1 protein-coding gene is annotated in these 3485 nt (G+C 65.5%); it reads right to left on the bottom strand.

Annotated elements, in window-relative coordinates; all coding sequences use genetic code 11:
- On the bottom strand, window positions 1-3485 hold a 3485-nt coding region (gene metH, locus NGB36_RS32900), incomplete at both ends, for a methionine synthase (protein ID WP_255924325.1).

The following is a 3485-nucleotide window of genomic DNA, read 5'->3' as shown; positions in this document are numbered from 1 at the left end:
GTTGAAGTATGTGGCTTCGGGGTGGTGGATGACGATGGCGTCGGTGGATTGTTCGGGGTGGAGCTGGAACTCCTCGGAGAGTTCGACGCCGATGCGTTCGGGGTGGAGGAGGTCGGCGATCTTGGCGCGGTCCTCCAGGTCGGGGCAGGCGCCGTAGCCGAGGGAGAACCGGGCGCCGCGGTACTTCAGCTCGAACATGCCCTGCATGTCGGCGGGGTCCTGGCCGGAAAAGCCCAGCTCGGCGCGGACCCGGGCGTGCCAGTACTCGGCGAGGGCCTCGGCGAGCTGGACGGACAGGCCGTGCAGTTCCAGGTAGTCGCGGTAGGCGTCGGCGGCGAACAGCTCGTTGGCGGCCTGGGAGACCTTGCTGCCGACGGTGACCACCTGCAGCCCGACCACATCGGTCTCGCCGGATTCCTGGGGGCGGAAGAAGTCGGCCAGGCACAGCCGGCGCCCGCGGCGCTGGCGGGGGAAGGTGAACCGGGTCCGCTCACCGCCGTCCTCCCCCAAGATGATCAGATCGTCGCCCTTGGAGACGCACGGGAAGTACCCGTAGACCACCGCCGCCTCCAGCAGCCCTTCGGTCTGCAGCCTGTCCAGCAGCCCACGCAGCCTCGGGCGGCCCTCGGCCTCGACCAGCTCGGCATAGCTGGGGCCACCGCTGCGGGACTGCCTCAGCCCCCACTGCCCCTTGAACAACGCCCCCTCATCCAGCCAGGACGCGTACTCCTTCAAGCCGATGCCCTTGACGATCCGGGTACCCCAAAACGGCGGGGCAGGGACGGGATTGTCGACCGCCACATCCGAGCGCACCTGCCCCACCTGCGACCCCGCCTGCGGCCCCGCCTCGTCCAGGGCCGGCTCGCGCCGGGGCACGCGGCGCTGCCTCAGCTCCGGCAACCCCGCCCCGGGCACACCACGCTTGACCGCGACCAGGGCATCCATCAACCGCAGCCCCTCAAAGGCATCACGGGCATAGCGGACCTCGCCGGCATAGATCTCGTGCAGGTCCTGCTCCACATACGCCCTGGTCAAGGCAGCGCCACCGAGGATGACCGGGAAGCGGGCGGCAAGACCGCGCTGGTTGAGCTCCTCCAGATTCTCCTTCATGATCACCGTGGACTTCACCAGCAGCCCCGACATCCCGATCACATCCGCCTGATGCTCCTCGGCCGCCTCCACGATCGCGGACACCGGCTGCTTGATGCCAAGATTGACCACCGTGTAACCGTTGTTGGACAAGATGATGTCGACCAGATTCTTGCCGATGTCATGCACATCCCCACGCACCGTGGCCAGCACAATCGTGCCCTTGCCCGCCTCATCGGTCTTGTCCATATACGGCTCCAGGTAAGCCACCGCGCTCTTCATCACCTCCGCCGACTGCAACACGAACGGCAACTGCATCTGCCCCGAACCGAACAGCTCCCCGACCACCTTCATCCCGGCCAGCAGCGTGTCATTGACAATCTCCAACGCCGACCGGGACACCAGCGCCGCATCCAGATCAGCCTCCAGACCATTACGCTCCCCGTCGATGATCCGGCGCTGCAACCGCTCCTCCAACGGCAACGCCGCCAGCTCCTCGGCCCGCCCCGCCTTCACCGACGCGGCATCCACCCCCTCGAACAACTCCAACAGCCGCTGCAACGGGTCATAGCCCTCACGACGCCGGTCATAGATCAGATCGAGACAGACCCCGACCTGCTCCGAATCCAACCGCGCAATCGGCACGATCTTCGCCGCATGCACAATCGCCGAGTCCAACCCCGCCTTGACACACTCATCCAAAAACACCGAGTTCAACACCACCCGCGCCGCCGGATTAAGACCGAAGGAGATGTTCGACAACCCCAAGGTGGTCTGCACATCCGGATGGCGACGCTTCAGCTCCCTGATCGCCTCGATCGTGGCCAGCCCGTCCCTGCGGGACTCCTCCTGCCCCGTGGCAATAGTGAACGTCAAACAATCGATAAGGATGTCGCACTCCCTGACCCCCCACCTCCCCGTCAGATCCGCAATCAACCGCTCGGCCACCGCCACCTTGTGCTCAGCAGTCCGCGCCTGACCCTCCTCATCAATGGTCAACGCGATCAACGCCGCACCATGCTCCACCGCCAACCGCGTGATCCTCGCAAACCGGGAGGCCGGCCCATCACCATCCTCATAATTCACCGAGTTGATCACCGCACGCCCACCCAGCAGCTCCAGCCCCGCCTCAATCACCGCCGGCTCAGTGGAGTCCAACACAACCGGCAACGTCGAAGCCGTCGCCAACCGCCCAGCAACCTCCCGCATATCCGCCACACCATCACGGCCCACATAGTCCACACACAAATCCAGCAGATGAGCACCCTCACGAATCTGCTCGCGGGCCAACTCCACACAATCGTCCCAACGCCCCTCCAACATCGCCGTCCGGAACTTCTTGCTCCCATTGGCGTTGGTCCGCTCCCCGATCGCCAGATACGACGCCTCCTGCCGGAACGGCACACTCTGATACAACGACGCCGCACCCGCCTCCGGACGCGGATCACGCCGAGCCAGCCCACGCCCCCGCACCCGCTCGACCACCCGAGCCAAATGCTCCGGCGTCGTCCCGCAACACCCACCCACCAACGACAGGCCATAGTCACGCACGAAGCCCTCCTGCGCATCGGCGAGACCAACCGGATCCAGCGGGAAATGAGCGCCGTCCTTCCCCAGCACCGGCAGCCCCGCATTCGGCATACACGACAACTGCACCCGCGCATGCTGAGACAGATACCGCAGATGCTCACTCATCTCCGCCGGCCCCGTGGAACAGTTCAGACCAATGGCATCGATCCCCAACGGCTCCAACGCCGTCAGGGCAGCACCGATCTCCGAACCCAGCAACATCGTCCCGGTGGTCTCCACAGCGACCTGCACAAACAACGGAAGGTCAAGACCCGACTCGGCCAACGCCTCCTTGGCACCCAGCACCGCAGCCTTGATCTGCAGCAGATCCTGGCAGGTCTCGATCAGCAGCGCGTCCACGCCGCCCGCGATCAGCCCGGCCGCATTCCGCCGGAACCCGCCCTTCAGCTCCGCATACGCCACATGGCCCAGCGTCGGCAGCTTGGTACCCGGCCCAACCGAGCCGATCACCCAGCGCGGATGATCACCAGTCGCAAACCCGTCCGCCACCTCACGCGCAAGCCGCGCGCCCGCCTCCGACAGCTCAAAGATCCGCTCCGCGATCCCATACTCCCCCAACGCCGCATAGTTCGCACCAAAGGTGTTGGTCTCCACACAGTCCACACCCACCGCGAAATACGCCTCATGCACCGACCGCACAACATCCGGACGCGTGACGTTCAACACCTCATTGCAGCCCTCATACCCCTCAAAGTCCTCCAACGAAGGATCCTGCGCCTGCAACATCGTGCCCATCGCACCATCGGCCACCACCACACGCGTGGACAGCGCCTCACGCAAGGCAGCGGCTCGGGATTGCTGGACGG

The organism is Streptomyces humicola (assembly GCF_024436035.1).
Taxonomy (GTDB): domain Bacteria; phylum Actinomycetota; class Actinomycetes; order Streptomycetales; family Streptomycetaceae; genus Streptantibioticus_B; species Streptantibioticus_B humicola.
This window is presented reverse-complemented; position numbering and strand designations above follow the sequence as displayed.